Source organism: Bradyrhizobium sp. UFLA05-112, from assembly GCF_053572325.1.
In genome coordinates, this window is record NZ_JBANBK010000058.1 from 21,215 (window position 1) to 27,500 (window position 6,286).

The window sequence follows — 6,286 nt, forward strand, 5'->3', positions numbered from 1 at the left end:
TCCCCGCCTGCGGGGAGAGGCGATGAATCCGCTCACACCTTCCACACGCCGACCGGCATCTTGATCGTCGCGTTCAGGCGGTTCCAGACATTGATCGTCGCGATCGAGAGGATCAGGGTCGCAAGCTCGCGCTCGTCGAAATGCTTGGCGGCCTCGTTCCAGATCGCGTCCGGAACGGGGTCCGCCCGATCCGCAAGACGCGTGACGGCCTCGGTGAGTGCGAGCGCGGCGCGCTCTGCTTCCGTGAAATAGGGCGTGTCGCGCCAGGCAGAGACCGCGAACAGCCGCTCATCGCTCTCCCCGGCCTTGCGGGCGAGCTTGGGATGCATGTCGACACAGACGCTGCAACCGTTGATCTGGCTGGCGCGCAGGTGCACGAGTTCCAGGAGCTTTTCCGGCAGTCCCTGCTTGTTCACCTCGCTCAGCGCCTGCATCGCCTTCATGGCCTCAGGCAGGACCATCACCGGATGATTCATACGTGCGTGCATCATGTCGTGTCTCCGTTTCGAAGCCGGAAGTTAATTTTGACGGATCCGGCGTCATTGTTGTCACAAGGCGCGGATTTGCTTCGTCATGGACATGACGGAGCGCGAACAGGGAATGTGACCGATGCCCCAGGAAAACTTCGAAGAAGATTTTCTAGCCCGGCAATTCGAGGCCAATCGGGACCATTTGCGCAGCGTCGCTTACCGGATGCTGGGCTCGCGCGGCGAGGTCGATGACGCCGTGCAGGAGACCTGGCTGCGGCTCAGCCGCAGCGACACCTCGGATGTCGCGAATTTGCGGGGCTGGCTAACCACCGTGGTCGCGCGCATCTGCCTCGACATGCTGCGCGCACGCAAATCGCGCCGCGAGGATCCGATGAGCCAGGACGTGCCGGAGCCGGTCGACGATGCGCGTGAGCGCGAGTCCGAGATGGCCGATTCAGTCGCCGCCGCGCTCCTCGTCGTGCTGGAGACGCTGCAACCGGCAGAGCGGCTCGCCTTCGTGCTGCATGACATGTTCGCCGTTCCCTTCGAGGAGATCGCACCGATCGTCGGCCGCTCGGTCGAGGCCTCGCGGCAGCTTGCCAGCCGCGCCCGCCGCCGCGTGCAGGGCGCGCCGGTGCCGGACACGGATCTTTCACGACAGCGGAAAATCGTCGACGCTTTCCTCGCCGCCTCGCGTGAGGGCAATTTCGAGGGACTGCTCGCCGTGCTCGATCCCGATGTCGTCGTGCGCGCCGATCAGGCCGCGGTGCGCCTCGGCTCGCTGCCGGAGATCCGTGGCGCCTCGGCCGTAGCCGAGACATTCAAGGGGCGCGCCCAGGCTGCACGGCCCGCACTCGTCGATGGCCAAATGGGTGTTGCCGTCATCCTCGGCGGGCGTTTGCGGATCGCGCTGCGCGTCGCCTTCAAAGGGGACAGGATCGCCGGGATCGAGGCGATCGCCAATCCGGACGCGATCGGCGCGTTGGAGGTGAAGGTGCTGGAGCCGTAAGACGCCAAGCGTCTTGGTATCTGCGCGGCGGCGATGCTAGGCTGATCGGCAATCGGGCGGTGCCGGCGCTCGAGACCCGAAAGGACAGCTTGATGAAATCCCGCCTCGTTCCCGTTTTCGCCCTATCCCTGCTCGGTCTTGTGAGCGCCAACGCCACGGCACGTGCGACCGCCGACGAGAAGCTGAAGGCCGCTTCTGAGCAGGAGAAGACTCCGCTGATCGAGACGCTGCACGACATGGTGATGATCGAGAGCGGCAGCAGCGATATCGAAGGTCTCGCCAGGATGGCAGACTTCACGGAAGCGCGCCTGAAAGCGCTGGGCGCCACGACGCGGCGGCAGAAGACGACCGCGGGCGCCGGCGCCGATATCGTTGTAGCCACGTTCACAGGCACGGGCACGCGCAAGCTGATGCTGATCGGGCATATGGACACGGTCTATCAGCGCGGCATCCTCGCGACCGAGCCGTACCATGTCGATGGCACCAAGATCTTCGGGCCCGGCATTGCCGACGACAAGGGCGGCCTCGCCGTGATCCTGCACGCGCTCAAGATCCTGAAAGACACAGGCTGGCGCGACTACGCCACGCTGACGGTCTCCCTCAATCCGGACGAGGAGGCCAGCTCGATCGGCTCCGGTGAATTCATCTCAGCGCTCGCCGATCAGCATGACGTCGTGCTGTCCTGCGAGCCGACGGCCTCATCGCCGCCGGCGCAGAACGATGCTCTGCTGCTGGGTGCGAGCGGCACCGCGACTGCAACGATGAAGGTGAAGGGACGCGCCTCGCATGCCGGCGCAGCACCGGCCCTCGGGCGCAACGCGCTAATCGAGCTTTCGCACCAGCTGCTGCAGACGCAGGACGTCGCGAAATCCATCCCGGGCACGCAACTCAACTGGACGACGTCGAAGGCCGGCACCGTGCGCAACCAGATTCCGGCGGATGCCGAGGCCGGCGCCGATATCCGCCTCACCGTTTCCGACGGCGTTGCCAAGCTCCAGGCCGCGCTCGACGAAAAGGTCAAGAACAAGCTCGTGCCCGACACCGAGACGACGGTGACGATCGTGCCGGCACGTCCGCCCTTCGTCGCCGGCGAGCGCGGCCGCGCGCTCGCACAGGAGGGACAGGCGAGCCGAACTCGGCCGCAAGCTCGACATCGCCGAGATGACGGGAGCAGGAACCGACGCCGGCTATGCCAACCGTAGCGGCAAGGCGGTCGTAGTCGAAAGCTTTGGCCTTGCCGGCTTCGGCTATCATGCCCGCGACGAGTTCATCGACACCAACTCGATCGTGCCGCGACTCTATCTGATGACGCGCATGCTGATCGAGCAGGGCAAGAAGAAGTAGCAGCGCCGGCGCTCGCAAACGAGGGCAGTCGCCGGCGGTTCGTCATGCCCGGGCTCGACCCGGGCATCCACGAAGAGCCGGGAGTGTGGCCCGTCATGGCCGGGACGAGCCCGGCCATGACGAAAATCAAGTACGTACAATCCCTTACCTCATCGCTTGACGCTTCCCATGTCTCGCAGTAGCTTCGCATACGGAATTCCGTATTCCGCAAGGAGCCGCCGGCGTGATCCCGCTCGACCCGCTGCCCAATCTGATCGACCAGGTCTATGCGCGCATCCTGGAGGCGATCACGGATCGCACCTTGCAGCCCGGTCAGCGCATCCGGCAAAACGAGCTCGCCGACAAGCTCGGCGTGTCGCGCCAGCCGGTGTCGCATGCGCTGCATCTGTTGCATCGGCAAGGTCTCGTCGCCGAGAGCGGCCGGCGCGGATTCGAAGTCACGCAGCTCGATCCCGCACGCATTCGCCAGCTCTACGAGGTGCGCAGCGCCATCGATGCGCTGGCGGCGCGGCTCGCCGCCGAACGGATCGTGCGCGATGGCGCGGGACGCGAGCGGCTTGCGGCCGCGCTGCGGGCCGGCCGCGCCATCACTCGCAAGACGCCGTTGAACGAGCTGATCGCGCTCGACGTCGCGTTTCATTGCGCGATCTATCACCTCGCCGGCAACCCCGTGATCGAGGAGACGATCGCGCCGCAATGGCCCCATATGCGCCGCTCGATGGCGACCGTGCTGTCCGAGCTCGACTATCGCGACAGCGCCTGGGCGGAGCACGCGACGATTGCCGGACACGTACTCGCTGGCGAAGCCAAAGCGGCCGAACGCGCCGCGCTTGCGCATGCCCAGACGGCCGGACGCATGACCGAGGAGAGACTGAAGGCGACGGAAGAAGCGGCGGCGTAGCCACAATCGCCGTCCTGCCCGGGCTTGTCCCGGGCATCCACGTTCTTTCTTGGCGTGAAACGAGCCCGTGGATGGCCGGGTCAAGCCCGGCCATGACGACGGAAAAAATAACAAAACAGGAGGATGCGATCCATGAAACTGACCCAGCAGCAACTGGAGTTCTTCCACCGCGAGGGCTGGCTGTTCCTCCCGGAGTTGTTTGCCCAAGAGGAGGTCGATTTCCTCGCACGCGAGGCAGTCGGCATCTACGACGCTGACCGGCCCGAGGTCTGGCGCGAGAAAAGCGGTGCGCCACGCACGGCCTTTGCCGCTCATCTCTACAACGAAGCCTTCGGCGTGCTCGGCGCGCATCCACGCATGATCGAGCCGGTCGAGCAGGTGTTCGGCGAGCCCGTCTACATGCACCAGTTCAAGATCAACGCGAAATCGGCCTTCACCGGCGACGTCTGGCAGTGGCACCAGGACTATGGCACCTGGAAGCGCGACGACGGCATGCCCGAGCCGCGCGCGATGAACATCGCGATCTTCCTCGACGAGGTGATGCCCATCAACGGTCCGCTGATGCTGGTGCCGCGCAGCCAGAACGCCGGCGACTTGGAGGCCTCGCACGATCTTGCGACCACCTCCTATCCGCTGTGGACGCTGGACGAGGAGACAGTGACGCGGCTGGTCAAGCAGGGCGGCATCGTCGCGCCGACCGGCAAAGGTGGCGGCATGCTGATGTTCCACGGCAATCTCGTGCACGGATCGAGCGGCAACATCACGCCCTACCCGCGCAAGATCGTGTACCTGACGCTCAACGCGGTCTCGAACTACATTCGAAACCCGACGCGGCCGGAATACATCGCGCACCGCGATTTTGCGCCGATCAAGACGGTCGACGACGACGCGCTGCTGCGGCTGGCACGGGCGCCGCGGCAGGCGGCGGAGTAAGACACTCTCTCGCGCCCCGGACGCTGCGCAGCACGTCAGTGATGCGCTGCTGAGCCGGGGCCCACGCCGCGGAATGGGTCCCGGCTCTGCGGCGGAGCGTTGCACGCTCCACCGCGTCCGGGACATGATACTTTATCGGATGTCAGCATGAACCTCTTTTCACTCCTCCAGGCCCGCGCCGCTGCCGGCAAGCCGGTGCGCGTCGCGCTGATCGGCGCAGGCAAGTTCGGCTCGATGTTCCTGTCGCAGGTCCCGCATGTGCCGGGGCTGGAGGTGCCTGTCATCGTCGATCTCGACCGCGACCGTGCGCGCGAGGCGTGCCGGACCGTGGGCTGGGATGCCGAACGCATCGCGGCCACCAGCTTCACCGATGACGGTGCGCGCGCCATCAATGGCCCGATCGACGTCGTGGTCGAGGCGACCGGCAATCCCGCCGTCGGCATTCGCCACGCGCGCGCGGCGATTGCGGCCGGCAAGCACATCGTGATGGTCAATGTCGAAGCCGACGTGCTGGCAGGCCCACTGCTGGCGCAGGAAGCGCGAAAAGCGGGAGTCGTCTACTCGCTCGCCTATGGCGACCAGCCGGCCTTGACAGCCGAGATGGTCGACTGGGCGCGTGCCACCGGCTTTCGTGTGGTCGCGGCCGGCAAGGGCACCAAATATCTGCCGGCCTATCACGACGTGACGCCGGATGGCGTCTGGCAGCATTACGGCCTCACCGCCGGCGAAGCGCAATCGGCCGGGATGAATCCGCAGATGTTCAATTCCTTCCTCGACGGCACCAAGTCGGCGATCGAGATGGCGGCGATCGCCAATGCCTGCACGCTCGATGTGCCCACGGATGGTTTGCTGTTTCCCCCGTGCGGCGTCGACGATCTGCCGCACATCATGCGGCCGCGCGACAGAGGTGGTGTGTTGGAGAGATCCGGCGTGGTCGAAGTCGTGTCATCGCTCGAGCGTGACGGCCGGCCGGTATTTCGCGACCTGCGCTGGGGCGTCTATGTCGTGCTGGAGGCGCCGAACGACTACGCCGCCGATTGCTTCAGGCAGTACGGGCTGAAGACCGATGCGAGCGGGCGTTATGCCGCGATGTACAAGCCCTATCATCTGATCGGGTTGGAGCTGAACATCTCGATCCTGTCGGCGGCGCTGCGGGGCGAGCCCACGGGGCAGGCGATAAGCTTCCGCGGCGACGTCGCCGCCGTCGCCAAGCGCAATCTTCGCGCCGGCGAGATGCTGGATGGCGAAGGCGGCTACACGGTGTGGGGCAAGCTGATGCCGGCAGCAAGTAGCCTGAAGATCGGCGCGCTGCCGATCGGCCTCGCTCACAGGGTCAAGCTGAGAAATGACATCGCGCATGGCGCAGTGGTGTGCTGGAGCGACGTCGAATTCGATGCTGGCAACGAGACTGTGAAGATCCGCAAGGCCATGGAGATAGCGTTCGCAGATCAGCGATGAGGCAAACCGGGCTGCCGCGAGCGGCGCTGGAAACGACAAAAGCCCCGGAGGATGTATCCGGGGCTTTTGCTTTTTTGATCGAAGAGGCGCCGTGTGCAATGCCGCGTTCGACGGCGCGCCACTTTTTCTCGTCATCGCCCGCGAAAGCGGGCGATCCAGTATTCCCGAGGC

7 protein-coding genes are annotated in these 6,286 nt (G+C 65.5%); 6 read left to right on the top strand and 1 reads right to left on the bottom strand.

Going from position 1 to position 6,286, the window contains the following annotated elements:
* Nucleotides 1–32 precede the first annotated feature (32 nt).
* Nucleotides 33–488 (bottom strand): carboxymuconolactone decarboxylase family protein, encoded by a 456-nt coding sequence (locus SO180_RS28595; RefSeq protein WP_449382202.1) that lies wholly within the window; start codon nt 486–488, stop codon nt 33–35.
* A gap of 121 nt (nt 489–609) precedes the next feature.
* Between SO180_RS28595 and SO180_RS28600 the strand changes: the two genes are divergently transcribed.
* The 6 genes from SO180_RS28600 (at nt 610) to SO180_RS28625 (ending at nt 6,115) form a co-directional block, all read left to right on the top strand.
* Nucleotides 610–1,479 (top strand): sigma-70 family RNA polymerase sigma factor, encoded by an 870-nt coding sequence (locus SO180_RS28600; protein ID WP_449382175.1) that lies wholly within the window; start codon nt 610–612, stop codon nt 1,477–1,479.
* A gap of 92 nt (nt 1,480–1,571) precedes the next feature.
* Nucleotides 1,572–2,681, top strand: coding sequence for a glutamate carboxypeptidase (locus SO180_RS28605; protein WP_449382176.1), 1,110 nt, complete (start codon nt 1,572–1,574; stop codon nt 2,679–2,681).
* Entirely contained in the window at nt 2,641–2,823 is a 183-nt protein-coding gene (locus SO180_RS28610; protein ID WP_449382177.1) for a hypothetical protein, read from the top strand. The genes SO180_RS28605 and SO180_RS28610 overlap by 41 nt, the downstream gene beginning before the upstream one ends.
* A gap of 223 nt (nt 2,824–3,046) precedes the next feature.
* Nucleotides 3,047–3,724, top strand: coding sequence for a GntR family transcriptional regulator (locus tag SO180_RS28615; RefSeq protein ID WP_449382178.1), 678 nt, complete (start codon nt 3,047–3,049; stop codon nt 3,722–3,724).
* Nucleotides 3,725–3,856: 132 nt separating this feature from the next.
* On the top strand, nt 3,857–4,657 hold the full coding sequence (locus SO180_RS28620; RefSeq protein ID WP_449382179.1) for a phytanoyl-CoA dioxygenase family protein: 801 nt from the start codon (nt 3,857–3,859) through the stop codon (nt 4,655–4,657).
* A gap of 147 nt (nt 4,658–4,804) precedes the next feature.
* A complete protein-coding gene (locus SO180_RS28625) occupies nt 4,805–6,115 on the top strand; it encodes an NAD(P)H-dependent oxidoreductase (protein WP_449382180.1) in 1,311 nt (436 codons plus the stop codon).
* Nucleotides 6,116–6,286 lie beyond the last annotated feature (171 nt).

What these genes read in the sequence shown, in the direction of transcription:
- SO180_RS28605 (WP_449382176.1), top strand. Translation starts at nt 1,572, where the DNA reads ATGAAATCCCGCCTCGTTCCCGTTTTCGCCCTATCCCTGCTCGGTCTT.
- SO180_RS28610 (WP_449382177.1), top strand. Translation starts at nt 2,641, where the DNA reads ATGACGGGAGCAGGAACCGACGCCGGCTATGCCAACCGTAGCGGCAAG.
- SO180_RS28620 (WP_449382179.1), top strand. Translation starts at nt 3,857, where the DNA reads ATGAAACTGACCCAGCAGCAACTGGAGTTCTTCCACCGCGAGGGCTGG.
- SO180_RS28625 (WP_449382180.1), top strand. Translation starts at nt 4,805, where the DNA reads ATGAACCTCTTTTCACTCCTCCAGGCCCGCGCCGCTGCCGGCAAGCCG.
- SO180_RS28595 (WP_449382202.1), bottom strand. Translation starts at nt 488, where the DNA reads ATGCACGCACGTATGAATCATCCGGTGATGGTCCTGCCTGAGGCCATG.
- SO180_RS28600 (WP_449382175.1), top strand. Translation starts at nt 610, where the DNA reads ATGCCCCAGGAAAACTTCGAAGAAGATTTTCTAGCCCGGCAATTCGAG.